The sequence below is a fragment of the Achromobacter sp. SX5 genome (assembly GCF_056711425.1).
This window is the reverse complement of sequence record NZ_CM160041.1, coordinates 5,121,700-5,148,120: the sequence shown is the minus strand read 5'-3', so window position 1 is coordinate 5,148,120 and position 26,421 is coordinate 5,121,700. Positions and strand designations below refer to the sequence as shown.

Sequence of the window (26,421 nt, the reverse complement as noted above, 5' to 3'; positions counted from 1 at the left end):
TCGAGCAAGAACCCCGATATCGAGCGCGCGAAACCCATCAGGCGCCGCCAGCCGCCCACACCTCCCCATCAAGGCCCCATCCGCATCGCCGCAACGTCCAGAACGCCCGCTTCCCGGTTGCTGAGCACGCTGCGCACGGCGCCGTCCGGCGCCTGCAGCACCGATTGGCCGGCGGGCACGTCCTCGCCGCCGGCGCGCCGCGCCGAGCGCCCGCGCGAAGGGGAGAACAGCAGGTCGCCCGGCCGCGCGCCGGGCAGGCCGGCGCGCGCGGCCAGCACCCGCGTGCCGGCGGGATAGGTCATGTCGCCCAGCGCGGTTTCGCGCGCCAGCAGGCCCTCGAAATCCAGCATGCGGCGCTGGCCGTCGAGCTGCATGTCGACCTTGAGCAGCGGCAGGGCGGCGACTTCCAGCGCGCCGCTGCCCTCGGTGCGCAGCAGCCAGCGCGGCGAGTTCGGCGCGGCGGCGTCGAGCGCCTTGAGCCAGGCGCCCGGGGGCACGGGCTGCTGGCCGAGGGTGTTGCCGATGGCCAGGTGGCAGCTGGCGAAATGCGGATTGCCGTCGTGCAGCGCGAACTCGACGCGGTGGCCGTGCGCGCACAGCCAGCCGTCCAGCGCCTGGTCCCGGGCGATCTCCGCCGACAGCGTCTCGGGCTGCCTGGCGTTGGCCGGGTAGCGGAACAGGCGCGTGGCGCTGACGCCCAGGATCGAGGCCGGCTGCGTCTCGGGAAAGACGGCGCGGTCGAACGAGTCCAGGTCGCCGGGCGTGGCCAGGCGCAGCTCGGTGCCGGCCGGCATCTCCACGCCGGCCAGCCGCGTGGCCTGGGCCAGCACGGTCTTGCGGCCGGCGTCGGCCTGCGCGTCGCGCTGGGCCGCGAACCAGATACTGAATTGCTGATAGGGAAAAATCGAGCCGATGACGGCCAGCAGCGCCAGCAGCGTGGCGCCGGTGCGGCGATGGCCGCCCAGCCAGCGGCGCGCGCTGCGCGTGGTCGCCAGCACGGCCAGCCAGGTCAGCAGCGTGGACAGGCAGGCCAGCGAGACCGCCATCAGCACGTAGTAATTACCGCCAGGGAGGGAAACCGGAATCATGGCGGCAATTATGCGCCTATCGGCGGCCCTCCATCGGCTCAGTTCTTGGCCGCCGCCGAGCGGGTGGCGACCACCTGCAACTTGAGTTCGCCCAAGGCCTGAAACAGCGCATTGCGGGTGGACTCGGGCAGGTCGCCGAACATGGACTTGACCCAGGATTCATGGGCGCGCGCCATGCGCGCGAAGCTCTTCCTGCCCAGCGGCGTCAGCTTGATGAGCGAGCTGCGGCGGTCGGATTCGACCTTGGTGCGCACCACCAGCCCTTCTTTTTCGAGCTGGTCCGTGATGCCGGTGATATTGCCGTTGGTGACCATCATGTGGCGCGACAGCTCGCCCATCTTCATGCCCTTGGGCGCGCGCTGCAGCTGCGCCATCAGGTCGAAGCGCGGCAGCGTGGTGTCGAACTCGGTGCGCAGGCGGCTGCGGATCTCGCTTTCGACGAGATTGGCGCAGGTCAGCATGCGCAGCCACAGGCGCAGCGCATGGTGGTCGTCCGGCGCGGCGCGGGATTCCAGGTCGGGGGCGTTGATCATGGTGGATTACCGGACGGTTGCCAGACCCATCTGCTCGAAGATGGCGCGGGTCAGCGGGCTGTTGGGATCGTTCAGACTGAGCACGATGTCGTAATGGTTGGTGCCGGGCATCGGCACATAACGGCCGGGGAACCCGCGTTCGCGCCAGGCGGCGAGATAGTCGTCGGACTGGCGCTTGAACTCGTCGGTCTCGGTTTCGCCGTAGCTCACCAGCAGCGGGCAGCCCGTTTGCGGCAGCTGCAGGGCGGGGCTGTTGCGGATGGCGTCGGCCTCGCTCATGCGTATCCACTCATTGATATGGGTGTGCACCAGCGGACGCAGGTCGAACAGGCCCGACAGCGGCGCCGCGCCGCGGATCACGTCGGGCGGGACCTCGTAGCCGGCATGCCAGCCGCCGGCCAGCAGCGCGCCCACCAGATGCCCGCCGGCCGAACTGCCGCAGATGTGGATGCGCGCCGGGTCGCCGCCGTATTCGGCGATATGGCGGTGGACCCAGGCCAGCGCGCGCCGGTTCTGGTCCACGATGCGGTCGAGCGTGACGGCCGGCGCCAGCGAATAGTTCACCGCCACCACCACCGCGCCGGCGCGGGTGAAGGCCGGCGCCATGTTGCTGGAATCGCTCTTGGACAGCAGGCGCCAGTAGCCGCCGTGGATGTATACGAACACCGGCGCGCCGCGCGCGCCGCCGGCGGCCGGGAAGATGTCCAGCGATTCGTCGGCATGCTCGCCATAGGACACGTCCAGCACGCAGTCCAGCGTGCGCCGCGCCAGCGCGCTGTCCTCGGCGTATTGCTTGAGTATGGGCTGGATGTCGGGTACTGTCGCGCGAGCGTTGTACTGGACGTCCAGCGCGGCGCGGTCATAATTGCGGTAGAGGGTGGCCATGGCGGTCGCGGTTCGTGAACCCGTTGGTAAAAACCCTAGACTTGTTTTGGGGGATACTTTAAACCTAAACTATGAACCACGCCAGCTTTCCCCCGTGCAACGACGGGGGATCGGGGTAGCCCCGGAGACGGCGCAAAACGCCGGCAGGCCGGGCACAGAAGTCTTTCGCATCGCACCCTGAAGAAGAACAACCTCTGCGCGGCTCGCGCACGGAGCACACCACCATGCGTTTGATCACTTCCCTTCTGGCCGCCGCGGCCCTGGCGCCGGCGCTGGCCGGCGCCGACACCATCAAGGTCGGCATCGCCAACGACATCTCCGGCCCGTTCTCGGCCCTGGGCGCCGAAGCCCGCGACGGTTTCAACCTGGCCATCAAGCAGCTCGGCGGCAAGCTGGGCGGACAGCCCGCCGAATTCCTGCAGACCGACATGGGCGGCAACCCCGATCAGGCGCGCCAGCTGGTCACGCGCTACATCCAGCGCGAAAAGATCGATTTCTTCACCGGCCCCATCGGCTCGAACGTGGCGCTGGCCGTGGGCCCGGCGCTGTTCGCGGCCAAGGTGCCCTACCTGTCGAACAATCCCGGCCCCAGCCAGTTCGCCGGCTCGCAGTGCAACGCCTACTGGTTCGGCACCTCGTACCAGAACGACGCCTTCCACGAGGCGGCCGGCAAGGTCGCCGCGGACCGCGGCTTCAAGAAGATGTTCATCATGGCCCCCGACTACCCGGCGGGCAAGGACGCGCTGGCCGGCTTCAAGCGCGGCTACAAGACGCCGCCGGGCGACGAGGTCTACACCAAGCTCGGCCAGATCGACTATGCCGCCGAACTGGCGCAGATCCGCGCGGCCAAGCCCGACGCCGTCTACATCTTCCTGCCCGGTGGCATGGGCATCAACTTCGTCAAGCAGTTCGTCTCGACCGGCCTGTCGCAAAGCGTCAAGCTGATCGGCCCGGGCTTTTCCGCCGACGAGGACGTGATCCAGGCGGTGGGCGATCCCATGCTGGGCATGTACAACACCGCGCAATGGGCGCATGACCTCGACGTGCCGCAGAACAAGGCCTTCGTCGAGGCCTTCCGCAAGGAATACAACGGCCGCTATCCCTCGGTCTACGCCGCCCAGTCCTACGACGTGATCATGGCCATGGACGCCGCCGTCAAGCAGGCCGGCGGCAAGGCCTCGGACCGCGCCGCCATCATCAAGGCGCTGGAGAAGGCCGACTATCCCTCGGTGCGCGGCAGCTACACCTACGGCAAGAACCACTACCCGATCCAGGCCTATTACCTGCGCGTCGTCGAGAAGGACGGCAGCGGCCGCGTCACCAACAAGCTGGTGGGCAAGGTGTTCGACAAGTACCAGGACGTGTACGTGGGCGACTGCAAGCTATAGGACGTTGCGGTTGTACGGTGCGGGGTCGCACGGAGCCGGCTTTGCCGGTCCGTCGCGACGCCCCCTTGAGGGGGAAGCGCGCAGCGCTTCGGGGGTGGGCTCTCCAGAGGAAATTTCATGACGTTTACGCTGATCGTCGAGCAATTGCTGAACGGTCTGCAGTTTGGGTTGATGTTGTTTTTGATCGCGGCCGGGCTGACCCTGGTGTTCGGCATCATGGACATCATGAATCTGGCTCACGGCTCGCTCTACATGGCCGGCGCCTACGTGGCGGCCGAGACCATGCAGCGCACGGGTTCATTCACCGCCGCCGTCCTGGTGGCGGCCGTCGCCACCGGCCTGGTCGGCGTGGTGCTGGAACTCGTGCTCATCCGACGCCTGGCGCTGCGCGACCACCTGGCCCAGGTGCTGGGCACCTATGCCGTCATTCTCATCGCCAATGACCTGGTCAAGATGATGTGGGGCCCGGCCCCGGTCATGCTGAACATGCCGGCCGCCCTGTCCGGGCCGGTGCGGCTGCTGCCCGACCTGCTGTACCCGGCCTACCGCCTGATGATCATCGTGTTCGGCGTGGCCGCGGCCGCGGGCCTGTACTGGTTCGTCACGCGTACCCGCGCCGGCGTCCTGGTGCGCGCCGGCGCGTCCAACCGCCAGATGGCCACGCTGATGGGCGTGCGGGTGCCGCTGCTGTTCCTGGGCGTGTTCGCGCTGGGCGCCATGCTGGCCGCCGTGGCCGGCGCGCTGCTGGGTCCGATCACCTCGGTGCAGGTGGGCATGGGCGAGGAAATCCTGATCCTGGTGCTGGTGTGCATCGTCATCGGCGGCATCGGCTCGATCCGTGGCGCCTTCGTCGGCGCGCTGCTGGTGGGCATGGTCGACACGGCGGGACGCGCCTTTCTGCCCATGCTGCTGCGCCAGGTCTTTTCGCCGGCCGTGGCTTCCAGCGTCGGACCGACGCTGGCGGCCATCGCCATTTACGTATTGATGGCGGCGGTGCTGGTGTTCCGGCCGTCGGGCCTGTTTCCGGCGCGGGGTTGAGGATGAGATCGATCGTCTGGACCGTGGTCCTGCTGGCCGCGCTCGCGGTGTTCCCGCTGGTCGCGCCGGCCCTGGGCCTGGACTTCTACATTTCCTTCGTGCGGCGCGTGCTGATCTACGCCCTGGCCGCCACCAGCCTGAACCTGATCCTGGGCTATGGCGGCATGGTGGCGCTGGGCCACGCGGCGTTCTTCGGCGCCGGCGCCTACGCGGTGGGCATCCTGGCCATGTCGGGCGTGACCTCGGCGCTGGTCGCCTGGCCCGTCGCCATGCTGCTGGCCGCGGTGCTGGCCTGCATCACCGGCGCGATCTCGCTGCGCACGCGCGGCGTGTACTTCATCATGATCACGCTGGCCTTCGCGCAGATGCTGTTCTACATCTTCATCTCGCTGCGCCAGTACGGCGGCGAGGACGGCCTCAACCTGCCGGGCTATTCCAGCCTGCCCGGCATCGACCTGGCCAATGACGTCAGTTTCTATTACCTGGTGCTGGCGCTGTTCGCGCTGATCATGTGGGTGTTCGGACGCGTGGTGGCCTCGCGCTTCGGCACGGCGCTGCAAGGCATACGCGAGAACGAATCGCGCATGGAGTCCATGGGCTATCCGGTCTACCGCCTCAAGCTGACCGCCTTCACGCTCAGCGGCGCGGTGGCCGGGCTGGCCGGCGCGCTGCTGGCCAACCACAACCTTTTCATCTCGCCCAGCCTGATGCACTGGACCCAGTCCGCCAACCTGCTGATCATGGTGCTGGTCGGCGGCATCGGCCTGCGCTATGGCGGCGTGGCGGGCGCGGTGGTGATGCTGACCCTGGAGGAAGTGCTGCGGCTGTGGACGGAATACTGGCACCTGCCGCTGGGCGTGCTGCTGCTGTGCGTGGTGTTCGGCGCCCCGCGCGGCCTGGTCGGCCTGTTCGGCCCGCTCTTCGGTGGCCGCGCCGCCGCGCAATCCGGCAAGGTGGGATCATGAACGCGTCCGCAACCCCGGCCCTGCAGGCCACGTCGCTGGTGCGCCGCTTCGGCGCGCTGGTGGCCACCGACAACGTCTCGTTGACGCTCCGTCCCGGCGAGATCCACGCCCTGATCGGGCCCAACGGCGCCGGCAAGTCCACGCTGATCCATCTGCTGTCGGGCACGCTGGCGGCCGATTCGGGCACGCTGCTCGTGGGCGGGCGCGACGTCACCGGCATGAACGCGCACCAGCGCGTGTCCGCCGGCCTGTCGCGCTCCTACCAGATCACCAATATCTTCAAGCAGTCCAGCGTGCTGGACAACCTGGTGCTGGCGGTGCAGGCGCACGCGGGCTCCAGCTTCCGCTTCTGGAAGGCGCGCGCGGCCGAGGCCGCGCTGTACGAGCAGGCGCGCGAACTGGCGCGCGAGTGCGCCATCGACGCCAGCCTGCTGGCGCGCCCGGCCGGCACGCTGCCGCACGGCGAACAGCGCAAGGTCGAGTTCGCGCTGGCGCTGGCCGCAAGGCCGAGCGTGCTGCTGCTGGACGAGCCCATGGCCGGCATGGGGCCGGACGAGACCGTGCGCCTGACCGAACTGATCGAATCCCTGCGCGGGCGCGCCGCCATGCTGCTGGTCGAACACGATATGCAGGCGGTGTTCCGCCTGGCCGACCGCCTGTCGGTGCTGGTGTATGGCCGCGTCATCGCGACCGGCGCGCCGGACGAAATCCGCGCCAATCCCGAGGTGCGCCAAGCCTACCTGGGCGACGAGGAGACCGTGTGATGCTGACCATCGAAGCGGCCAAAAGCGGCTACGGCGCCAGCCAGGTGCTGTTCGGCGTGGACCTGCAGATCGGCGCCGGCCAGGTGGTGACGCTGCTGGGCCGCAACGGCATGGGCAAGACCACGCTGCTGCGCACCCTGTTCGGCCAGCTGCCGCTGCGTGGCGGCAGCATCCATTTCGCCGGGCAGGACATCAGCGGCTGGAGCCCGGACCGCATCGCGCGGACCGGCATGGCCATCGTGCCGGAAGGGCGCCAGTGCTTTCCCAACCTGACCGTGCGCGAGCACCTGACCGCCTTCACGGCCGGGCGGAACCCCGACATCGGCGAGCCCTGGACGCCCGAGCGCGTATTCGAGCTGTTTCCGCGCCTGCAGGAGCGCGCGCGCAACATGGGCAACCAGCTCTCCGGCGGCGAGCAGCAGATGCTGGCCATCGGGCGGGCGCTGGTGACCAATCCCCGGCTGCTGATTCTGGACGAGGCCACCGAAGGCCTGGCGCCCAAGATCCGCGAGGAGATCTGGAACTGCCTGGCGCGGCTGCGCCAGGCGGGGCAGACCATCCTGGTCATCGACAAATATGTCGAAAGACTGCTGAGCCTGGCCGACCGCCACGTGATCCTGGAGCGCGGCAAGGTGGTGTGGACCGGCGACTCGCAGGCCCTGGACGCCGACCGCGGGCTGTGGGAGCGCTATCTGGGCGTGTAGCGGGAAAGCTGCAGTGGCATGATGCCCGGCGGATTTGGATTGATATAAATTGCAATAAACCAGTATTTATATTGCAAATTTGAAACTTCCTCCGCCGTGAATGCTTACACTCGTTTTCGACTGTTTCATTTACATCTACTGTTATCTACACTTGTCGCGCCGGGCAAGCCGCGTGGTGCGCCCGCAACCGGAAGGCGGGGCGATCGCGCGGCAAATGGCCGTTTTTTGGCTGCGGCAAAGCTCGCGTCCCCTTTTTACGCACATCGCGTCTTATTCGAGCTGTCAGGAAGACTTCGCATGGCGAAATGGGGTTTGCGCAAAAAATCGTTGATGGCGCTGTTGCTGGCCTGTGTGGTCGCGCTGGCGCCGGCGGCCTTGATCGGCTGGCAGGTGCTGGACGGGGTCCGGGAATACTTCGGACGGGCCTACGCCGATAATTTCACGCAGTTGAGCCGCCAGCGCGTGCTGGCCCCGATCTCGCGCGAGCTGGCGCTGTCGCTGCGGCTGGCCGACAGCGAAGTGACGCGCCGCTGGCTGCGCCACGAAAGCGATCCGGCCGCGCGCGAACTGTTCTTCCGCGAAGCCGACGGCTACCGCCGCGACCTGCTGGGCCGGGCCTATTTCATCGCCAGCGCCGCTTCCGGCAATTACTACTTCAACGACGACCAGCCGCTGTCCGAGACGCCGCGCTACACGCTCAGCCAGACCGCGGCCGATGACGGCTGGTTCTACCTGACGCTGAAGTCGCCGGCCAAATACAACATCAACGTCAACCCGGACCTGAAGCTGCAGACCACCAAGGTGTGGATCAACGTGCAGGTGCGCGACGGCGACCGGGTCATGGGCCTGACCGGCTCGGCGCTGGACGTCGGCGGCTTCCTGCGCGAGTTCGTGCACAGCGGCCAGCCCGGCGTCACGCCCATCATCGTCGATGCCGACGGCGCGATCCAGGCGCACATGGACGCCTCGCTGATCGCCTACAACTCGGGCGCCGGCGGCGCCGACCAGGGCCGCGGCAAGGTGTTCAACCTGATCGACGGCAAGGGCGGGCGCGAGCGGCTGGCCGCGGCCATGCAGGCCGCCCAGGCCGATCCGCAGTCGGTGCAGTCGGCCTGGGTGACGATGGGCGGCGTGCGCCAGCTGGTGTCGGTGGCCTACATGCCGGAACTGCACTGGCACGTGCTGACCATGGTGGACCTGGGCGCGGCGCGCGTGCTGAACACGGACTGGGTATGGCCGGCGGCGATCGGCCTGGTGGTGCTGTTCGCGGCCATGCTGCTGTGCTTCGGCTACGCCATCGAGCGGCTGATGCTGCGCCCGCTGCGCCGCCTGCAGCAGTCGGCGCGGGCCATCGCCGACGGCAGCTACGACGTGCGTCTGCCGCCGGGCGGGCAGGACGAGATCGGCGACCTCAGCCGCGCCTTCGGCGTGATGGCCGACAAGGTGCGCCAGCACACGGCCGAGCTGGAGACCAAGGTGCGCGAACGCACCTCCGAGCTGGAGGACGCCAACCGCGCCATGGCCGCGGCCCACAAGAAGATCGACGACTCCATCGACTACGCCAGCCTGATCCAGCGCGCCATCCTGCCGGACCGCCAGATGACGCAGTCGCTGGGCGCGCACCATTTCGTGCTGTGGAAGCCGCGCGACGTGGTCGGCGGCGACTTCTACGTGTTCCGCTCCGACGGCGCCAACTGCCTGCTGGGCATCATGGACTGCGCCGGCCACGGCGTGCCCGGCGCGCTGATGACCATGCTGGCGCGCGCGGCCATCGACCTGGCCATCACCGAGGCCGGACCGGCCGATCCGGCGGCCATCCTGGGCCGCACCGACGGCGCGATCCGCGCCATGCTTGCGGACGCGCAACTGCCGCGGGCGCTGGCCACCAATACCGATGCCGGGCTGGTATATATTGACCGCCACGCTGGCCGGCTGCGCTACGCGGGCGCCAAGATCAGCCTGTACGCAAGCAACGGCGAGGCGCTGCAGGAAGTGCCCGGCGGCAGGCGCGCGCTGGGCGACAAGCGCAGCGCCGTCTACGAGAACGTCGAATTGAAACTGGAGCCCGGCTGGACCTATTACCTCGCCACGGACGGGTTCCTGGACCAGGCCGGAGGCGAGCATGGCTTCGGTTTCGGCAACACGCGCTTCGCCGCCATGCTCAAGCGGCATGCGCGCCTGCCGTTGAGCGAACAGGCGGCCGCCTTCACCCAGGCGCTGGCCGAGTACCAGGGCGGACTGCCGCAGCGGGACGACATCACCTTGCTGTCGTTCCGTTTCGAATAATCGTAATCAGGGCGTAACCCTCATGAATGCCTCCGATCTCTACGCATTGGGCGAACGATTCAACCAGAATCGCACCTTGCTGTGCTTCAACGGACCGATTTCCCGCAGCCTGATCGAAGAAATCGGCAATGCGCTCAAGAACTACCTGAACGCCGAGCACGCCCGGCCGGCCGAGGCCATGGACGTGTTCTCGGTCTACATCGAGATGATCCAGAACATCCGCCAGTACGCCGCCCTGCGCGGCGACGGCGATGCGTCGGCCACCGTCGTGATCGGCCGGCGCGACGACAGCCGCTACGTGGTGTCGGCCGGCAACCTGGTCAGGGACGAGGACGGCCAGCAGCTGGTCGCGCGCATCCAGGAACTGGCGGCGCTGGACAAGCCGGCGCTGAAGGCCGAATACAAGCAGCAGCTGCACAAGCCGCGCGCCCAGGGCGTCGCCTCGGGCGCGGGGCTGGGACTGATCGACATCGCCCGCCGCGCCGGCGCGCCGCTGCAAGCCAGCCTGACGCCCGCCGCGGGCGCGGGGCAGGCCTTCTTCAGCCTGAGCGTCGTGATTTGAAAGCGCGAGCGCCCCAGCCATATTTTCGGAGTAACGCATGAAAGACCTCAACATTCCCGGGACCCAGTCCACGCCCGCCATCGATACGGATGCCGCCGCCGGCGTGCTGTCGATGCGCGGCGACTCCTATCCCGAGAATTCCTTCGAGCTGTTCGGCCCGGTCATCGAATGGGTCGAGGCCTACCTGCAAGGCGGCACGGCGCCGCTGAAGCTGGAGCTGGAACTGCTGTACCTGAACACCAGCAGCATCAAGTCCGTCATGGACATCTTCGACCTGCTGGAGGCGGCGCACGGCAAGGGCCGCGAGGTCAGCGTGACCTGGTACTACGACATGCGCAACGAACGCGTGGGCGAGCTGGCCGAAGAATTCAAGGAAGACTGCACCTTTCCCTTTTCCGTCGTCGGCCGCCAATGAAACCCAACGCCGCCCTGCTGGACCAACATATCGCCGAGCTGCTGGCCGACCCCGCCTACGCGGGCCATCCGCTGCGCGAGGCGTTGGAGGCGCTGTGGCGGCATACGGCCGAGCAGATGGCGCGCATCGAGCGCGTGACGCAGCTGTCCGACGCCTACCAGAGCATGGCGCACGAGCGCGAACTGGGCCTGTGCGACCGCTTCGACCGGCAGCTGCGCAGGCTTACCCGCATCGCGCGGATCTCCGATCACTACCAGAGCATGATGCGCGACCTCAACGTCGCGCTCCTGGAGACCTCCAACCGCGATCCGCTGACGGGCCTGCTGAACCGGCGCGCGCTGATGGACATGATCAAGCAGGAGGTGCAGCGCGCGTCGCGCGGCGGCGAGAGCTTCGTGGTGGCGATGCTGGACGTGGACCACTTCAAGTCGGTCAACGACCGCTACGGCCACGAAACCGGCGACCGCGCGCTGGTCGAGCTGGCCGGGGTGCTGTGCAAGAACCTGCGCGAATACGACCTGTGCGGCCGCTGGGGCGGCGAGGAGTTCCTGGTGCTGCTGCCCAGCACCCAGGCCGAGGCGGCCCAGCGCGTCATGGACCGGCTGGTCGGCGCGGTGCGGGCCTTGAGCATCGCCGCCGGCGACGGCATGCTGCGGCTGACCATCAGCATAGGCATGGCCTACCACCAGTTGGGAGAGACTTTTTCGGAGACGTTGAGCCGCGCGGACCAGGCCCTGTACCTGGCCAAGCAGGACGGTCGCGACCGTGTCGCGCTGGGTTTTCCCAAGCGTTGAATGAAGCCGGATCAGCCGCTATCCGGCATGGAGCCCCTTATGCTTGAATCCAATCCAGGCGTTTCCCGAGAGCAGCAGCGAGGCGCCGCCTGGAGCACGGACCATTACCTGACTTCGATGGATCGGGCGCTGCTGCTGTTCGATTTCGATCCGGCCGGCGCCTTGCTGAACGCGAACGAAAACTTCCTCGCCGCGGTGGGCCATGACCGCGCCGAAGTCCCCGGCCTGCGTCACGACATGCTGTGCGACAGCATGGACGAGGGCAAGGGCATCGTCGGCGGCGAACAGATCTGGGCGCGCCTGCTGGGCGGCCGGCACTTCTCGGGCACCTGCCGCTACCGCTGCAAGCAGGGCGGTTTCCTGTGGATCGAGGCCACCTACCTGCCGATCCGCGGCCAGGACGGCGAGGTCGCCCGGATTTCCGTCATTTCGCGGCGCTCCATCGCCGACGCCGAGCGCCAGGAAGAGATCCGCCTGCTGCTGCTGGGCATCAACGAGACCGGCAACGCCGTCGCCGTGTCGGGCCGCGACGGCCGCATCGTCTATGTCAACGACGGCTTCAAGCGCATGCTGGGGTTCTCCCGTGGCGACGCGGTGGCCCAGGAGCTGGGCGAACTGCTGTCGGGCGGACGCCAGGACGGCGGCACGCGCGAAGAGCTGGCGCGCCGCATCGCCTGCCGCGACGGCTACCACAAGGACGTGCTGGTCTACGACCGGGTAGGGCGGCCGATGTGGGTGTCGGTGATGGCCAACTCCGTATTCGACGACCGCGGCGCGCTGGTCAATATCGTCGACGTGCTGACCGACATCACGCCCACCAAGGTGCACGAGGTGCTGCAGCGCCGCGTGCTGCAGGCCATGGTGAACGAGGCCTCCGTGGTCGAGGTCATGAACATGGTGTGCCGCGAGGTCGAGCGCCTGGCCCCCGAGCTGGCGGCCTGCGTGCTGCGCGTGGACGAGGCCGGCCTGCTGCGTCCGCTGGCCGCGCCCAGCCTGCCGGCCGCCTACACCGACGCGCTCGACGGCGCGGCCATCGGCCCGCAGGCCGGCGCCTGCGGCACCGCGGCCTTTCTCGGCCGGCCGGTCATCGTGCCGGACATCTCCACCGATCCGCTGTGGGACGGCTACCGCGACCTGCCGCTGCCCGAAGACATCAAGGCCTGCTGGTCCTCGCCCATCAAGTCCAGCGACGGCCGCGTGATCGGCACCTTCGCCTTCTATTTCCGCGAACGCCGCCTGCCCGACGATTTCCACCACCGGCTGGTGGACGTATGCGTCTACCTGTGCGCGCTCGCGCTGGAACGCGAAGAGGCCCGCGCCCGCATCCGCCAACTGGCGTTCTACGACGAACTGACCGGCCTGCCCAACCGCAACCTGCTGCTGGCGCAGTCCGAACAGGCCATCGCGCGCGCCGAACCGGAACGCAAGCGCGTGGCGGTGCTGTTCCTGGACCTGGACCGCTTCAAACAGGTCAACGACACGCTCGGCCACCCGGTGGGCGACGCGCTGCTGCGCGACGTGGCCCAGCGCCTGCGCCGGCTGGTGCGCCCCAGCGACATCGTCGGCAGGCTGTCCGGCGACGAGTTCGTGATGCTGATGCCCGACTTCGAGCACGGCCGCCTGACCGCCGCCGCCGAACAGGTGCTGGTGACGCTGGCCCAGCCGTTCTCGGTCGGCGGCATCACGCTGAACCCGTCGGTCAGCATCGGCATCAGCGTGTTCCCCGAGAACGGCCGCGACATGGACACGCTGCTGCGCCATGCCGACATGGCGATGTACCAGGCCAAGACGGCCGGACGCAACCGTATCTCCTTCTTCAGCGCCGAAATGAACCGCCAGGCCCAGGAACGCCTGGCGCTGGAAGCGGCCCTGCGCGACGCGCTCGAAGAAAAGGCGCTGCGCCTGCACTACCAGCCCCAGGTCGGCCTGAAAAACGGCGCGCTCTACGGGGTGGAGGCGCTGGCCCGTTGGCGCCACCCGAACCTGGGCGACATCTCCCCCGCGCGCTTCGTGCCCCTGGCCGAGGAATGCGGCCTGATCGGCGACCTGGGCGACTGGGCCCTGCGCGAGGCCTGCTCGCAACTGGCGATCTGGCGCGGCAAGGGCCTGCAGGTCCCGTCGGTGTCGGTGAACCTGTCGGCGACCAACTTCCACAACCTCAACCTGCCGCGCATGATAGAGCTGACCCTGACGGAGTTCGGCCTGGCCCCCGCGGACCTGATGCTGGAAATCACCGAAAGCGTGGTGCTGGACGCCACCGCCGGCACGCTGCGCACCATCGCCGAACTGCACCGCCTGGGCGTGCGCCTGTCCATGGACGACTTCGGCACCGGCTATTCCAGCCTGGGCCACCTGCGCCGCCTGATCGTGGACGAACTCAAACTGGACCGCAGCTTCGTCCAGGGCCTGGAAAGCGACGACGCCGCCCGCGCCCTGACCAGCGCCGTCATCCGCATCGGCGAAAGCCTGAGCCTGCCCGTGGTGGCCGAAGGCGTGGAAAACGAGGAACAGCGCCGCTTCCTGATCGAACAAGGCTGCGCCGCCGGCCAGGGCTTCCTGTTCTCTCCGCCGCTGCCCGCCGACGACCTGGAAGACTGGCTGCGAAGCAGATCCTAAAAGGCAAGCGTCAAAGCGGCGGGCAACCGCGCGCCGCCCATCACCCCCCCCACAAAAACCGAAGATCCATTAGCAAGCACCTCTGCGCAAGCGCGCAAGCGAACCCCCGCCCGCCACAAACATAGGCATATGCCGTTTTCGGCCGCCCGCGCGGCCGAAAACGGCGACCCTGCAAATCTCGTCGCAATCCCAGGCGCAGCAGCGCCACGACCCAAGATGAACGAGCCCGCCCGGACGGGCGGCCCAAGCAAGAAAAAGCACCGCACCCCCCGCCACAAAATACGTCCCCATTTAATACCGCCCAAGCCAAGGACGATCTAGATACTTTCCCCATTTGCACACCCCCACCATCAGGTATATATTTCAAGCCTAAACTATCAAGGTTTAAATTTCCGCGACCGCGGAACACAGAGACATCCGTCGCACATCACGGAGCGCATACGGCAATGAAGATAGTCTGCATAGGCGGCGGCCCCGCCGGTTTGTATTTCGGTCTGCTCATGAAACTGCAGAACCCCGAGAACGAAGTCACCGTGATCGAACGCAACCGACCGTATGACACCTTCGGCTGGGGCGTGGTGTTCTCCGACGCCACCATGCAGAACCTCCGTGACGCCGACCCCGTTTCCGCCCAGACCATCGGCGACGCCTTCAACCACTGGGACGACATCGACATCCACTTCAAGGGCCGCAGCATGCGCAGCAGCGGCCATGGCTTCATCGGCATCGGCCGCAAGAAACTGCTCAACATCCTGCAGGCCCGCTGCGAAGACGTAGGCGTCAAGCTGGTATTCGAGAGCTTCGTGCAGGACGACCAGGCCATCGCCCGCGAATACGACGCCGACCTCGTCATCGCCTCCGACGGCATCAACAGCAACATCCGCACCCGTTACGCCGACACCTTCCACCCGGACATCGACCAGCGCCGCTGCCGCTTCGTCTGGCTGGGCACCAAGAAAGTGTTCGACGCCTTCACCTTCGCCTTCGTTCAGACCGAGCACGGCTGGTTCCAGGCCCACGCCTACCGCTACGAAAACGGCATGTCCACCTTCATCGTGGAGACGCCCGAGGAGACCTGGCAGGCCGCCGGCATCGAACAGATGAGCCAGGAAGAAGGCATCGCCTACTGCGAAAAACTGTTCGCCCCGTGGCTCGACGGCAACCGGCTGGTCAGCAACGCCACCCACCTGCGCGGCTCGGCCATCTGGATCCGCTTCCCGCGCGTCATCTGCAACACCTGGGTCCACTGGAACAGCCTGCAGACCGCCCGCGGCCAGCGCCGCGTGCCGGTGGTGCTGATGGGCGACGCCGCCCATACCGCCCACTTCTCGATCGGCTCCGGCACCAAGCTGGCGCTGGAAGACGCGATCGAGCTGGCGCGCTGCCTGAGCGGCGCCGAAGGCAGCCTGGAGGCCGGCCTGAAGCACTACGAGGAAGTGCGCAGCGTCGAGGTGCTGAAGATCCAGAACGCCGCGCGCAACTCCACCGAATGGTTCGAGAACGTCGCCCGCTACGCCGACCTGGAGCCCGAACAGTTCGCCTATTCGCTGCTGACCCGCTCGCAGCGCATCTCGCACGAAAACCTGCGCATGCGCGATCCCGCCTGGCTCGAAGGGTTCGAGCGCTGGATCGCCGAGCACGCGGGCGCCGCCCCGGCGCCGGGGCAGCGTCCGGCCCTGCCCATGCTCACCCCGTACACGGTGCGCGGGGTGCGGCTCAAGAACCGCATCCTGGTCTCGCCCATGGCCATGTATTCCTGCACCGACGGCGTGCCGGGCGACTTCCACCTGGTGCACCTGGGCGCGCGCGCCATGGGCGGCGCCGGCCTGGTGATGGTGGAGATGACCTGCGTCTCGCCCGACGCCCGCATCACCCCGGGCTGCCCCGGCCTGTGGAACGACGCGCAGCGCGACGCGTTCGCCCGCATCGTCGGCTTCGTGCACGCCAACAGCGACGCCCGCATCGGCATGCAGCTGGGCCACGCCGGGCGCAAGGGTTCCACCCAGCTGGGCTGGCAGAAGATCGACCATCCGCTGCCCGAGGGCAACTGGCCGCTGATTTCGGCTTCCGCGCTGCCGTACATCGAAGGCGTGTCGCAGACGCCGCGCGCCATGACGCGCGCCGACATGGACGAGGTGCGCGACAACTTCGTGGCCGCGGCGCGGCGCGCCGAGCAGGCCGGCTTCGACTGGCTGGAGCTGCATTGCGCCCACGGCTACCTGCTGTCGAGCTTCATCTCGCCGCTGACCAACCACCGCGAGGACGAATACGGCGGCAGCCTGGAAAACCGTCTGCGCTTCCCGCTGGAGGTGTTCCACGCCGTGCGCGCCGTCTGGCCCGAGAACAAGCCCATGTCGGTGCGGATCTCCGCCAGCGACTGGGTCGAGGGCGGCATCACGCCCGACGACGCGGTGGAGATCGCGCGCCACTTCAAGGCCGCCGGCGCCGACATGATCGACTGCTCCTCCGGCCAGGTCAGCAAGGAAGAAAAGCCGGTCTACGGCCGCATGTTCCAGACTCCGTTCGCCGACCGCGTGCGCAACGAGGCCGGCATTCCCACCATCGCGGTGGGCGCGATCTTCGAGGCCGACCACGCCAACGCCATCATCGCCTCGGGGCGCGCCGACCTCTGCGCGCTCGCGCGGCCCCATCTGGCCGACGCCTCCTGGACGCTGCGCGAAGCGGCGCGGGTGGGCTACCGTGACGTAGGCTGGCCGAGCCAGTATTTCGCCGGCAAGCGCCAGCTGGAGACCAATTTCGAACGCGCCGCCGCCATGGCGCAACTGGACATCAAATGAACGCAACTCCGCTTCCCCTGGCCGGGCGCCACGCCCTGGTGACGGGCGGGGCCCGCGGCATCGGGCTGGCCTGCGCCCGCGCGCTGCTGGCGCGCGGCGCCCGCGTCACGCTGCTGGGCCGCGACGGCGCGGCGCTGGAGGCCGCGGCCGACGGCCTGGCCCGCATGGGCCAGGTGCAGGCCGTCAGCGCCGACATCGCCGACGAGGCCTCGGTGCGCGCGGCCTTCGCCCAGGCCGAGGCCGAATTCGGGCCGGTCCTGGTGCTGGTGAACAACGCCGGCCAGGCGGTCAGCGAACGCTTCGACCGGACCGACGCGGCCTTGTGGAATTCCATGATTGCCGTGAACCTGACCGGCACGTTCCACTGTATCCAGGCGGCCCTGCCGGGGATGCTGAAAGAGAAATGGGGGCGGGTCATCAACGTGGCCAGCACCGCCGGCCTGATCGGCTACGGCTACGTCAGCGCGTATTGCGCGGCCAAGCATGGCGTGGTCGGGCTGACCCGCTCGCTGGCGCTGGAAACCGCGCAGAAGGGCGTGACGGTCAACGCGGTCTGCCCCGGCTACACCGAAACCGACATCGTGCGCGGGGCGGTGTCGAACATCGTCGACAAGACCGGCATGAGCCCCGAAGCCGCCCGCGCCAAGCTGGCCGAACGCAACCCGCAGGGCCGCCTGGTGCAGCCCGAGGAAGTGGCCGAGACGGTCGCCTGGCTGGCGCTGCCGGCCTCGGCCTCGATCAATGGCCAGGCCATCGCCGTCGACGGCGGCGAGGTGATGACCGGCTGAGGCCGGCGTCGCGTCCACCGAACAACCCTGAATGGAGACACCATGAGCACCCAGCCCGAAGAGCACACCATGAAGCACCACAAGCGTCCGATGGCCGGCTACCAGGCCAGGACGTTCCTGTGGCAGGTGTCGGCCGACGGCAAGATCGGCTCGATCACCCTCAACCGCCCCGAGCGCAAGAACCCGCTGACGTTCGACTCCTATGCCGAGCTGCGCGACCTGTTCCGTTCGCTGGTGTACGCCACCGACATCAAGGTGGTCGTGGTGACGGGCGCGGGCGGCAACTTCTGCTCGGGCGGCGACGTGCATGAAATCATCGGCCCGCTGACCAGAATGTCCATGCCCGAGCTGCTGGACTTCACGCGCATGACGGGCGATCTGGTCAAGGCCATGCGCGCCTGCCCGCAGCCCATCGTGGCCGCGGTCGACGGCGTCTGCGCCGGCGCCGGCGCCATGGTCGCGCTGGCCGCCGACATGCGCCTGGGCACGCCGGCGGCGCGCACCGCCTTCCTGTTCACGCGGGTCGGCCTGGCCGGCGCCGACATGGGCGCCTGCACGCTGCTGCCGCGCATGATCGGCCAGGGCCGCGCGTCGGAACTGCTGTACACCGGCCGCGCCATGACCGCGGAAGAGGGCGCCAGCTGGGGATTTTTCAACGCGCTGCACGAGCCCGGCGCGCTGGCCGAGGCCGCGCAGGCGCTGGCCGCGCAGCTGGCCGCGGGCCCGACCTTCGCCCACGGCGTGACCAAGAAGCTGCTGCACCAGGAATGGAACATGGGCGTGGACGAGGCGATCGAGGCCGAAGCCGAGGCCCAGGCCATCTGCATGCAGACGCGCGATTTCCACCGCGCCTACGAGGCTTTCGTGGCCAAGCAGAAGCCGGTATTCGAAGGGAATTGATCATGCGCGACGCAAGCTGGCTGGACTGGCCGTTTTTCGACGATGCGCACCGCAAGCTGGCGCGCGAGGCCGACGCCTGGTGCGAGGCCTCCCTGGGGGACGTGGATCACCATGACGCCGACGGCGCATGCAAAAAGCTGGTGCGGGCCATGGGCCAGGCCGGCTGGCTGCGCTACGCCGTGGCGGCCGGTCCCGGCGGGGCCTGGGGCGGGGCGCTGCCCGAGGTGGATTCGCGCGCGGTCTGCATCCTGCGCGAGACCTTCGCCCGCCACGAAGGGCTGGCGGACTTCGCCTTCGCCATGCAGGGCCTGGGCAGCGGCGCGATTTCGCTGATGGGCTCTGAGGAAGTGCGCCAGCGCTACCTGCCGCGCGTGGCGCGCGGCGAGGCCATCGCCGCCTTCGCGCTGTCGGAGCCCGAGGCCGGCTCGGACGTGGCCGCGCTGGCCTGCGAGGCCCGCCAGGACGGCGACCACTACGTGCTCAACGGCGCCAAGACCTGGATCTCCAACGGCGGCATCGCCGATTTCTATTGCGTGTTCGCGCGCACCGGCGAAGCGCCCGGGGCGCGCGGCATCAGCGCCTTCGTGGTGGACGCCGGCACGCCCGGCTTCGAGATCAGCGAGCGCATCGAGCTGATCGCCCCGCATCCGCTGGCCACCATCACGTTCGACAACTGCCGCATCCCGGCCTCGCAGCGCCTGGGCGATGCGGGCCAGGGCTTCAAGCTGGCCATGATGACGCTGGACATCTTCCGCGCCTCGGTGGCCGCGGCCGCGCTGGGTTTTGCGCGCCGGGCGCTGGACGAGGCCCTGACGCGGGCGCGCTCGCGCCGCATGTTCGGCCAGACCCTGGCCGACCTGCAGCTGACCCAGGCGGCGCTGGGCGACATGGCGGCCGCCATCGACGCCTCGGCGCTGCTGACGTACCGCGCGGCCTGGATGCGCGACGTGCAGAAGCAGCGCACCACGCGCGAAGCGGCCATGGCCAAGATGACCGCCACCGAATCGGCCCAGACCGTCATCGACCGCGCGCTGCAGATGTTCGGCGGCGCCGGCGTGGTGTCGGGCATGCCGGTGGAGAAGTTGTATCGGGAAATCAGAGCGCTGCGCATCTACGAAGGCGCCACCGAAGTGCAGAAGTTGATCATCGCCCGCGAACTGCTGAAAACCTAAAAATGCCGACCGGCTCCGCCAAGGGGAATTCCATGGAAGCATCCGCCCACATCGACACTTTCGCCCGGGACAACCTGCCCCCGGCCGAACAATGGCCCGAGTTCCTGCTCGACGGTCCCGACGTGGCCTATCCCAAACGCTTCAATTGCGCCGTCGAGCTGGTGGACGCGATGGTGGGCCGCGGGCATGGCGAACGCGTGGCGCTGCGCTGGCGCCAGGACGGCAAGCCGGCCGCCATGACCTACCGCGAGCTGGCCGCGCTGAGCAATCGCATCGCCCGCGTGCTGGTCGAGGACATGGGGCTGGTGCCCGGCAACCGCGTGCTGCTGCGCGGGCCGAACAACCCCATGATGGCGGCGTCCTGGCTGGCCGCGATCAAGGCGGGCCTGGTCACCGTGCCGACGATGCCGCTGCTGCGCGCCAAGGAGCTCAAGCAGATCATCGACAAGGCGCAGGTGCAGGCGGTGCTGTGCGACGTGCGCCTGAAGGACGAGGCCGAATTCTGCGTGCAGCCCGGCCACGAGCACCATTGCCCGGCGCTGTCGCGGGTCATGTATTTCAACGATGCCGCGCCCGACGCGCTGGACGCGCTGGCCGCGGGCAAGCCGGACGACGCCTTCCAGGCCTGCGACACGGCCGCCGACGACGTCTGCCTGATCGCCTTCACCAGCGGCACCACGGGCGCGCCCAAGGGCTGCATGCACTTTCACCGCGACGTGCTGGCGATGTGCGACCTGTTTCCCAAGCACGTCATCAAGCCGGGCCCGGACGACATTTTCTGCGGCACGCCGCCCCTGGCCTTCACCTTCGGCCTGGGCGGGCTGCTGTGCTTCCCGCTGCGGGCAGGCGCCAGCGCCGTGCTGGCCGAGAAGCTGACGCCGGAAAGCCTGCTGCAATTGATCCAGGATTTCCGCGCCACCATCGTGTTCACCGCGCCGACCTTCTACCGGCAGATGTCCGCGCTGGCGGGCAAGTTCGATATTTCCTCGCTGAAGAAGAGCGTGTCGGCCGGCGAGGCGTTGCCCGACGCCACCCGCCAGCTGTGGAAAGAGGCCACCGGCATCGAGATGATCGACGGCATCGGCGGCACGGAAATGATCCACGTGTTCGTGTCCAGCCCGCCCGAGTCGGTGCGCCGCGGCGCCATCGGCCGCGTGGTGCCGGGTTATGTGGCGCGCATCGTGGACGACAAGATGCAGCCGGTGCCCAATGGCACGGTGGGCCGGCTGGCGATCAAGGGCCCCACCGGTTGTCGCTACCTGGCCGACGAGCGCCAGCTGCGCTTCGTGCAGGACGGCTGGAACCTGCCGGGCGATACCTTCGTGCAGGATGACGACGGCTATCTGTTCTATCAGGCGCGCAATGACGACATGATCGTCTCGGCGGGCTACAACATCGCCGGCCCCGAGGTGGAGGACGCGCTGCTGCGCCACGAGGCCGTGGCCGAGTGCGGGGTGGTGGGCGCGCCGGACGACGAACGCGGCCAGGTGGTCAAGGCTTTCGTGGTGCTCAAGCCGGGCTACGAGGCCGGCGGCGAGCTCACCACGGCGCTGCAGCAGTTCGTCAAGGCCACCATCGCGCCTTACAAGTATCCGCGCGCCATCGAGTACGTGGATGCGCTGCCGCGCACCGAGACCGGCAAGCTGCAGCGTTTCGCGCTGCGCAAGATGGCTTGAACAGACCGGAAGGAAACATCATGGCAGCTCCGTTCATCAGCCAGGTAGAGGTGCGTTTCCGCCACTGCGATCCGGCGGGCATCGTGTTCTATCCGCGCTATTTCGAGATGATCAACGATTTCGTCGAGGAGTGGTTCGACAAGGGGATGGGGCTGCCGTTTCATGCGCTGCACGTGGAGCGCCACATCGGCACGCCGACGGCGTCGGTGCAGTGCGATTTCAGCGCGCCGAGCCGCTGGCACGAGCGTCTGCGCCAGGTGCTGGAGGTGCAGCGCATCGGGGGGGCGTCGTTCAAGGTGCTGGTGAAGTTCGAAGGCCCGGACGGCCAGCTGCGGCTGGCGGCGACGCTGACGATCGTGACGGTGGATTTGCGGACGATGAAGTCCATGCCGCTGCCTGCGGACTTGCGCGAGCGGATGCAGGTCTACCTGGTCCCCGCCGCCTGAGCGGCGGGGACCGCCCTGTAGTTTGTTTTTTTGATAATAGGATGACGTTATGAAGATTCTGCAACCGCCGGATTGGATGGCGCCCCGGGGCTATTCGAATGGTGTGCTCACCGAGATGCAGGTGGGCAGCAAGCTCGTTTTCGTGGGCGGACAGGTGGGGTGGAATGGCCAGCAGCAGTTCGAGTCGGACGACCTGGCGGAGCAGGTGCGCCAGACGCTGGCGAACATCGTCGCGATCCTGGCCGAGGGCGGCGCGAAGCCCGAGCATATCGTCCGCATGACGTGGTACGTGACGGACAAGGACGAGTATGTGGCGGCCTATCCCGCCATCGGCAAGCATTACCGGGAGTACATCGGCCGGCACTTTCCGGCGATGACGGCGGTGGAGGTGGCCGATCTGGTTGAGGACCGGGCCAAGGTCGAGATCGAGGTGACGGCGGTGGTGCCGGCTTGATGGGCGCTTCTATAAACGCCCGTCGCGCGGGGCTGGCCTCCGGTTCTTGAGACGCCCGTCGCGGCGGGGCCCCGGGGTGCGCGGGGCCACGATTGCGGTCCGGAGCCTTCGCTCCGGACTACCCCTTCGTCATCTTCGTCACCGCCTTCGGCGGTTCCTTCAGATTCCCTCGGGCTTATCGACGCCCCGCGCACCCCGGGGCCCCACCACGCCGTGCTGCATCGGCCCTAATGTGGCGTTCGCCGGGAACGGGTGGTGTGCTTGGCATTCTGTTCGCGGGCGGCTGTGTTGCGAAGATCTTGCGGGGTCCGCCCCATGTCGGCCGCGCGGGCGGCCTCATGGGGCTTGCAGGCGTCTTGCGGCGCGGATTCGTTGAACCGGTGGTGTACGGAACGTTGGGCCGTAGGATGGGTGCAGCGCGCCAAGGACTAGGCAAGAATTCAATCGCCAAGCGCGCGTAACCCATCGGCCGGCGAAGCCGGCATCCAGCCCCGGCATTCAAACCCGCCGCGTCTCCCGCGGCAATTCCCCGAACCGTTCCCGGTAATACTCCGAAAACCGCCCCAGGTGTCCGAAGCCCACGCCCAGCGCCACTTCGGTGACGCTGGCGCCGGCGTCGGATTTCAGTTTCTGCCTGGCCGTGTCCAGCCGCAGCGCGCGCAGCGCGTTCATGGGGGTGGTGTCGCGGTGTTCCTGGAACAGCCGCGTCAGCGCGCTGGCGCTGGCGCCGGCGTGGCGGGCGATGTCCATCAGGGTCAGGGGGGCGGACAGGTGCTCGCGCATGTAGGACTCGGCCAGGGCCAGGCGGCGGGGGACCGCCGAAGCCAGGCCGGCGCGCGCCTGCCAGCTGTTGGGCTGGTTGTAGAGCAGGTGCAGCATCAGGGTGTCTTCCAGATGTTCCAGCCACGCCGCGGGCGGGCGCGGCGCGCCGTCGTCCAGCGTGGGCAGCAGATGGATCAGGCTTGCGACCATGCTGCACCAGGCGGCCCCTACGGGCGTGTCCATGCGCAGCGCGGGGGCGAAGTCCAGCGGGCCGGCGGCGGCTTCGCCGAAGGCGCGCAGGCCGATGGCTTCGAGCTTGCCGCGCGGAATCTTGAGCAGCAGCTGTTCGCAGCCGGCTTCCCAGTGCAGGCGCAGCGGGCGGTTGGGGGCGATGACGGCGGCGCAGTCGGGGCCGGCGTCGACGCGGTCGACGCCGCATTCGATGCAGGCGCGGCCGCGCAGCGGCACCTGCACCAGCATGAAGTCCTGGAGGCGGTCGGGTTCGATGTGGACTTCGGCGCCGTAGCGCAGCGTACAGACGGTCAGCGAGCCGAAGCGGGCGCGGTTGAGCTGCGCGTCCACGCGTCCGCCTTTCCAGGTCAGGCGGTGCTCCTTCAGCGCTTCGGACACGAGCGTGCGCGTCTCGTCCTGCTGCGTGGAGCTGAAGACGCGCCGCTGCAACAGGGGCGCCAGCGTGGATCGGGACCAGCCATGCATGCATGCCTCCGGCACGGGAACCCTCCCGTATCTGCGGCCAGGGTAATGTAAAGCGCGCGCGCGTGGAATTAAGTGAATCCCGGATAAGGCTGACAGGAATCGGATAGAGCCGCCCGGCCCGCCGGCCTAAGCTGGCAGGACGGCAGGGTGGACCGTGGCAGACGGCTTCTGTCAGCGTTGCGCCGGCGCGGCCGGCGGGGAAAACGGGGTGGCTCATGAATCGAAACCTATGGCGCCGGCGCGCGCTGGCGGCGCTGGCCTGTATGGCCGCCGCGGCGCATGCGTCGGCGGCCGACCAGATCAAGATCGGCCTGCTGACCACGCTGTCCGGGCCGGGCGCGGCGCTGGGCAACGAGATCCGCGACGGCTTCAATCTGGCGCTGCAGCATACGGGCGGCAAGCTGGGCGGGCTGCAGGCGGAAGTGGTGGTGGCCGACGACCAGCAGAAGGCCGACACCGGGCGCCAGGCGGTGGAGCGCCTGCTCAAGCGTGACCGCGTCGACGTGATGACCGGCATCGTGTTCTCGAACGTGCTGCTGCCGGTGATGCCCGCCATCCTGCAGTCGGGCACGATCTACCTGAGCACCAACACCGGTCCGGAAAACTACGCCGGCGCAGGCTGCAACCCCAACTTCTTCGCCGTGGCCTGGCAGAACGAGGACATCCCGGCCGCGATGGGCAAGTACGCCGCCGACCAGGGCTACAAGCGCGTGGCGCTGATCGCGCCGGACTATCCCGGCGGGCGCGAGTCGCTCAACGGCTTCAAGCGGCTGTACAAGGGCGGCCTGTCCGAAGAGATCTACACCCAGCTCGGCCAGCTGGACTACGGCGTGGAAATCACTCGGCTGCGCGCCAGCAAGCCGGACGCGGTGTTCTTCTTCCTGCCCGGCGGCATGGGCGTGAATTTCATCAAGCAGTTCAACGGCGCGGGCCTGGGCAAGGAGATCGCGCTGCTGGCGCCGGGCTTCTCGGGCGACGAGGACACCATCGCCGCGGTCGGCGCGCCCATCGAGGGCCTGCGCAACACGGCCCAGTGGGCCGCCGAACTGGACAACCCCGCCAACCGCAAGTTCGTCGAGGATTTCACCAAGACCTACAAGCGCAGCCCCACGCTCTACGCCTCGCAGGGTTATGACGCGGCCATGCTGCTCGACAGCGCGGTGCGCCAGACCGGCGGCAAGCTCGGCGCCGACGCGCTGCGCCCGGCCTTGCGGCGCGCGGACTTCAAGTCGGTGCGCGGCGATTTCAAGTTCAACACCAACCACTATCCGATACAGAACTACTACCTGCGCATCGTCGAGGCGGGCGCGGGCGGCAAGCTGTCCAACAAACTGTCGGGCACGGTGCTGACCCAGTACCACGACCCGTTCGCCGCTTCCTGCCGGATGAAGTAGGGCGGATGCCCGCAACCAGGAGACACGCATGACCCCCAGCATTACCACGCGCGACGTGACGGTCGCCTCGCACGACGGCAAATCCTTCGGCGCCTATCTGGCGGTGCCGGCCTGCGGGCACGGCCCGGGCCTGGTCCTGTGCCAGGAGATCTTCGGGGTGAACGACTTCATGCGCCGCGCCGCGCAGCTGCTGGCCGAGGAAGGCTACGTGGTGCTGGTGCCCGACCTGTTCTGGCGCCAGCAGCCCGGCATCCAGCTGACCGACGGCCCGGCCGACATGCCGCGCGCCTTCGAGCTGTACCAGGGCTTCGACGTGGAACTGGGCCTGCGCGACATCGGTTCGTCCGTCGCCGCGCTGCGCGATCTGCCCGAGCAGCGGGGCGGCGTGGGCGTGCTGGGCTACTGCCTGGGCGGCAAGCTGGCCTATCTGGCGGCGTGCAGGCTCGACGTGGACGTGGCGGTGGGCTATTACGGCGTGGGCATCGAACAGAGCCTGGACGAGGCCGCCGGGCTGCGCGGCCGGCTGGTGCTGCACATCGCCGAGCAGGACGGCTATTGCCCGCCGCCGGCGCGCCAGCGCATCCTGGAGGCGCTGGGCGGCAAGCCCGGCGTGGAGCTGTACGTCTACCCGGGCGTGGACCACGCCTTCGCGCGCACCGGCGGCGAGCACTACGACAAGCCCTCGGCGCTGATGGCGCACCAGCGCAGCATGGCCGCGCTGCAGCGCGCCATCGGGCCGGAGTTCGATTATTCGCACCTGTGGGACAAGCATTGCGAATACGAATTCGGCACGCGCGACGTGGCGGCCACCATGGCCACGATGGTGGCCGAGCCCTATGTGAACCATATCCCCACCATGACCGGCGGCGTGGGCTACAAGGAGCTGAGCCGCTTCTACCAGCATCACTTCGTTAACAACAACCCGCCCGACACCCGCCTGGTGCCGCTGTCGCGCACGGTGGGCGCCACGCAGATCGTGGACGAGCTGCTGTTCTGCTTCACCCACACCACCGAGATCGACTGGCTGCTGCCGGGCGTGAAGCCCACGGGCAAGTACGTGGAGATCCCGCTGGTGGCCATCGTCAAGTTCCGCGGCGACAAGCTCTACCACGAGCACATCTATTGGGACCAGGCCAGCGTGATGGTGCAGGTGGGGCTGCTGGACCCCAAGGGCCTGCCCACCGCCGGCCGCGAGACGGCGGCCAAGCTGCTCGACGAGACGCTGCCGTCGAACACGCTGATGGCGCGCTGGCAGGAAAGCGCGGGCAAATAGGAG

General features: G+C 68.3%; 23 protein-coding genes and 1 pseudogene. 20 read left to right on the top strand and 4 right to left on the bottom strand.

The genetic code is table 11. From position 1 onward, the window contains the following. Window positions 1–68 precede the first annotated feature (68 nt). Genes AC1M14_RS24075 through AC1M14_RS24065 form a run of 3 tightly spaced genes read right to left on the bottom strand, consistent with a single transcriptional unit; the run spans window position 69 to window position 2,506 of the window. Window positions 69–1,088 (bottom strand): hypothetical protein, encoded by a 1,020-nt coding sequence (locus tag AC1M14_RS24075; protein ID WP_479730566.1) that lies wholly within the window; start codon window positions 1,086–1,088, stop codon window positions 69–71. A gap of 38 nt (window positions 1,089–1,126) precedes the next feature. Continuing rightward, window positions 1,127–1,621: a MarR family winged helix-turn-helix transcriptional regulator gene (locus AC1M14_RS24070; protein WP_102775719.1), complete on the bottom strand. Its 495-nt coding sequence runs from the start codon at window positions 1,619–1,621 to the stop codon at window positions 1,127–1,129. A 6-nt stretch (window positions 1,622–1,627) separates the two neighbouring features. Next, the gene (locus AC1M14_RS24065) at window positions 1,628–2,506 is read right to left on the bottom strand and encodes an alpha/beta hydrolase (protein ID WP_479730565.1); all 879 of its coding nucleotides are present in this window, start codon (window positions 2,504–2,506) and stop codon (window positions 1,628–1,630) included. A gap of 224 nt (window positions 2,507–2,730) precedes the next feature. On the opposite strand from AC1M14_RS24065, the gene AC1M14_RS24060 reads away from it, so the two are divergent. From AC1M14_RS24060 to AC1M14_RS23975, 18 genes and pseudogenes are all read left to right on the top strand, one after another. Next, the gene (locus tag AC1M14_RS24060) at window positions 2,731–3,894 is read left to right on the top strand and encodes an ABC transporter substrate-binding protein (RefSeq protein ID WP_102775721.1); all 1,164 of its coding nucleotides are present in this window, start codon (window positions 2,731–2,733) and stop codon (window positions 3,892–3,894) included. 117 nt (window positions 3,895–4,011) lie between these two features. Then, window positions 4,012–4,932 carry a branched-chain amino acid ABC transporter permease gene (locus AC1M14_RS24055; protein ID WP_479730564.1) on the top strand — a complete coding sequence of 307 codons (921 nt, stop codon included), beginning with the start codon at window positions 4,012–4,014 and terminating at the stop codon, window positions 4,930–4,932. Between the two features lie 2 nt (window positions 4,933–4,934). Then, entirely contained in the window at window positions 4,935–5,897 is a 963-nt protein-coding gene (locus AC1M14_RS24050; protein WP_102775723.1) for a branched-chain amino acid ABC transporter permease, read from the top strand. 77 nt (window positions 5,898–5,974) lie between these two features. Then, window positions 5,975–6,376: pseudogene (locus AC1M14_RS24045) on the top strand (ATP-binding cassette domain-containing protein); the annotation flags it as partial. A gap of 54 nt (window positions 6,377–6,430) precedes the next feature. Further along, window positions 6,431–6,661 (top strand): ABC transporter ATP-binding protein C-terminal domain-containing protein, encoded by a 231-nt coding sequence (locus AC1M14_RS24040; RefSeq protein WP_479731834.1) that lies wholly within the window; start codon window positions 6,431–6,433, stop codon window positions 6,659–6,661. Next, window positions 6,661–7,365, top strand: a complete 705-nt coding sequence (locus AC1M14_RS24035; RefSeq protein ID WP_102775725.1) for an ABC transporter ATP-binding protein — start codon at window positions 6,661–6,663, stop codon at window positions 7,363–7,365. The genes AC1M14_RS24040 and AC1M14_RS24035 overlap by 1 nt, the downstream gene beginning before the upstream one ends. Window positions 7,366–7,662: 297 nt before the next feature. Further along, window positions 7,663–9,651, top strand: a complete 1,989-nt coding sequence (gene siaA, locus AC1M14_RS24030) for a biofilm regulation protein phosphatase SiaA (RefSeq protein ID WP_219929620.1) — start codon at window positions 7,663–7,665, stop codon at window positions 9,649–9,651. A 22-nt stretch (window positions 9,652–9,673) separates the two neighbouring features. Continuing rightward, entirely contained in the window at window positions 9,674–10,213 is a 540-nt protein-coding gene (siaB, locus tag AC1M14_RS24025; protein ID WP_479730563.1) for a biofilm regulation protein kinase SiaB, read from the top strand. 37 nt (window positions 10,214–10,250) lie between these two features. Then, on the top strand, window positions 10,251–10,628 hold the full coding sequence (gene siaC, locus AC1M14_RS24020; protein WP_111826766.1) for a biofilm regulation phosphoprotein SiaC: 378 nt from the start codon (window positions 10,251–10,253) through the stop codon (window positions 10,626–10,628). Beyond that, window positions 10,625–11,422 (top strand): biofilm regulation diguanylate cyclase SiaD, encoded by a 798-nt coding sequence (gene siaD / locus AC1M14_RS24015; RefSeq protein WP_209165597.1) that lies wholly within the window; start codon window positions 10,625–10,627, stop codon window positions 11,420–11,422. Before siaC ends, siaD begins: the two co-directional genes overlap by 4 nt. Before the next feature lie 39 nt (window positions 11,423–11,461). Further along, entirely contained in the window at window positions 11,462–14,038 is a 2,577-nt protein-coding gene (locus AC1M14_RS24010; RefSeq protein ID WP_479730562.1) for a sensor domain-containing protein, read from the top strand. A 446-nt stretch (window positions 14,039–14,484) separates the two neighbouring features. Beyond that, on the top strand, window positions 14,485–16,836 hold the full coding sequence (locus AC1M14_RS24005; RefSeq protein WP_209165599.1) for a bifunctional salicylyl-CoA 5-hydroxylase/oxidoreductase: 2,352 nt from the start codon (window positions 14,485–14,487) through the stop codon (window positions 16,834–16,836). Beyond that, window positions 16,833–17,624, top strand: coding sequence for an SDR family NAD(P)-dependent oxidoreductase (locus AC1M14_RS24000; RefSeq protein ID WP_111826762.1), 792 nt, complete (start codon window positions 16,833–16,835; stop codon window positions 17,622–17,624). The genes AC1M14_RS24005 and AC1M14_RS24000 overlap by 4 nt, the downstream gene beginning before the upstream one ends. A gap of 42 nt (window positions 17,625–17,666) precedes the next feature. After that, on the top strand, window positions 17,667–18,524 hold the full coding sequence (locus tag AC1M14_RS23995) for an enoyl-CoA hydratase family protein (protein WP_102775732.1): 858 nt from the start codon (window positions 17,667–17,669) through the stop codon (window positions 18,522–18,524). A 2-nt stretch (window positions 18,525–18,526) separates the two neighbouring features. Continuing rightward, window positions 18,527–19,696 (top strand): acyl-CoA dehydrogenase family protein, encoded by a 1,170-nt coding sequence (locus AC1M14_RS23990; RefSeq protein WP_102775733.1) that lies wholly within the window; start codon window positions 18,527–18,529, stop codon window positions 19,694–19,696. A gap of 32 nt (window positions 19,697–19,728) precedes the next feature. After that, entirely contained in the window at window positions 19,729–21,372 is a 1,644-nt protein-coding gene (locus tag AC1M14_RS23985) for an AMP-binding protein (RefSeq protein ID WP_479730561.1), read from the top strand. A 20-nt stretch (window positions 21,373–21,392) separates the two neighbouring features. Further along, complete coding sequence (locus AC1M14_RS23980) at window positions 21,393–21,818, top strand: acyl-CoA thioesterase (RefSeq protein ID WP_111826759.1); 426 nt, start codon at window positions 21,393–21,395, stop codon at window positions 21,816–21,818. 49 nt (window positions 21,819–21,867) lie between these two features. After that, entirely contained in the window at window positions 21,868–22,272 is a 405-nt protein-coding gene (locus AC1M14_RS23975) for a RidA family protein (RefSeq protein ID WP_102775734.1), read from the top strand. A gap of 498 nt (window positions 22,273–22,770) precedes the next feature. On the opposite strand, the gene AC1M14_RS23970 is transcribed toward AC1M14_RS23975, so the two are convergent. Then, window positions 22,771–23,751, bottom strand: a complete 981-nt coding sequence (locus AC1M14_RS23970; protein WP_479730560.1) for an AraC family transcriptional regulator — start codon at window positions 23,749–23,751, stop codon at window positions 22,771–22,773. A 215-nt stretch (window positions 23,752–23,966) separates the two neighbouring features. Between AC1M14_RS23970 and AC1M14_RS23965 the strand changes: the two genes are divergently transcribed. Next, a complete protein-coding gene (locus AC1M14_RS23965; protein WP_111826758.1) occupies window positions 23,967–25,145 on the top strand; it encodes an ABC transporter substrate-binding protein in 1,179 nt (392 codons plus the stop codon). Between the two features lie 28 nt (window positions 25,146–25,173). Continuing rightward, window positions 25,174–26,418: a dienelactone hydrolase family protein gene (locus AC1M14_RS23960; RefSeq protein ID WP_102775737.1), complete on the top strand. Its 1,245-nt coding sequence runs from the start codon at window positions 25,174–25,176 to the stop codon at window positions 26,416–26,418. The last annotated feature ends 3 nt before the right edge of the window (window positions 26,419–26,421 follow it).

Bases quoted from the DNA above. Each gene is read 5' to 3' on its own strand.
- AC1M14_RS24075 (WP_479730566.1), bottom strand. From the start codon at position 1,088: ATGATTCCGGTTTCCCTCCCTGGCGGTAATTACTACGTGCTGATGGCG.
- AC1M14_RS24005 (WP_209165599.1), top strand. From the start codon at position 14,485: ATGAAGATAGTCTGCATAGGCGGCGGCCCCGCCGGTTTGTATTTCGGT.
- AC1M14_RS23975 (WP_102775734.1), top strand. From the start codon at position 21,868: ATGAAGATTCTGCAACCGCCGGATTGGATGGCGCCCCGGGGCTATTCG.
- siaB (WP_479730563.1), top strand. From the start codon at position 9,674: ATGAATGCCTCCGATCTCTACGCATTGGGCGAACGATTCAACCAGAAT.
- AC1M14_RS24040 (WP_479731834.1), top strand. From the start codon at position 6,431: ATGGCCGGCATGGGGCCGGACGAGACCGTGCGCCTGACCGAACTGATC.
- AC1M14_RS23960 (WP_102775737.1), top strand. From the start codon at position 25,174: ATGACCCCCAGCATTACCACGCGCGACGTGACGGTCGCCTCGCACGAC.
- AC1M14_RS23970 (WP_479730560.1), bottom strand. From the start codon at position 23,751: ATGCATGGCTGGTCCCGATCCACGCTGGCGCCCCTGTTGCAGCGGCGC.
- AC1M14_RS24065 (WP_479730565.1), bottom strand. From the start codon at position 2,506: ATGGCCACCCTCTACCGCAATTATGACCGCGCCGCGCTGGACGTCCAG.
- siaD (WP_209165597.1), top strand. From the start codon at position 10,625: ATGAAACCCAACGCCGCCCTGCTGGACCAACATATCGCCGAGCTGCTG.
- AC1M14_RS24010 (WP_479730562.1), top strand. From the start codon at position 11,462: ATGCTTGAATCCAATCCAGGCGTTTCCCGAGAGCAGCAGCGAGGCGCC.
- AC1M14_RS24035 (WP_102775725.1), top strand. From the start codon at position 6,661: ATGCTGACCATCGAAGCGGCCAAAAGCGGCTACGGCGCCAGCCAGGTG.
- AC1M14_RS24050 (WP_102775723.1), top strand. From the start codon at position 4,935: ATGAGATCGATCGTCTGGACCGTGGTCCTGCTGGCCGCGCTCGCGGTG.
- siaC (WP_111826766.1), top strand. From the start codon at position 10,251: ATGAAAGACCTCAACATTCCCGGGACCCAGTCCACGCCCGCCATCGAT.
- AC1M14_RS23985 (WP_479730561.1), top strand. From the start codon at position 19,729: ATGGAAGCATCCGCCCACATCGACACTTTCGCCCGGGACAACCTGCCC.
- AC1M14_RS23995 (WP_102775732.1), top strand. From the start codon at position 17,667: ATGAGCACCCAGCCCGAAGAGCACACCATGAAGCACCACAAGCGTCCG.
- siaA (WP_219929620.1), top strand. From the start codon at position 7,663: ATGGCGAAATGGGGTTTGCGCAAAAAATCGTTGATGGCGCTGTTGCTG.
- AC1M14_RS24000 (WP_111826762.1), top strand. From the start codon at position 16,833: ATGAACGCAACTCCGCTTCCCCTGGCCGGGCGCCACGCCCTGGTGACG.
- AC1M14_RS24055 (WP_479730564.1), top strand. From the start codon at position 4,012: ATGACGTTTACGCTGATCGTCGAGCAATTGCTGAACGGTCTGCAGTTT.
- AC1M14_RS24070 (WP_102775719.1), bottom strand. From the start codon at position 1,621: ATGATCAACGCCCCCGACCTGGAATCCCGCGCCGCGCCGGACGACCAC.
- AC1M14_RS23990 (WP_102775733.1), top strand. From the start codon at position 18,527: ATGCGCGACGCAAGCTGGCTGGACTGGCCGTTTTTCGACGATGCGCAC.
- AC1M14_RS24060 (WP_102775721.1), top strand. From the start codon at position 2,731: ATGCGTTTGATCACTTCCCTTCTGGCCGCCGCGGCCCTGGCGCCGGCG.
- AC1M14_RS23965 (WP_111826758.1), top strand. From the start codon at position 23,967: ATGAATCGAAACCTATGGCGCCGGCGCGCGCTGGCGGCGCTGGCCTGT.
- AC1M14_RS23980 (WP_111826759.1), top strand. From the start codon at position 21,393: ATGGCAGCTCCGTTCATCAGCCAGGTAGAGGTGCGTTTCCGCCACTGC.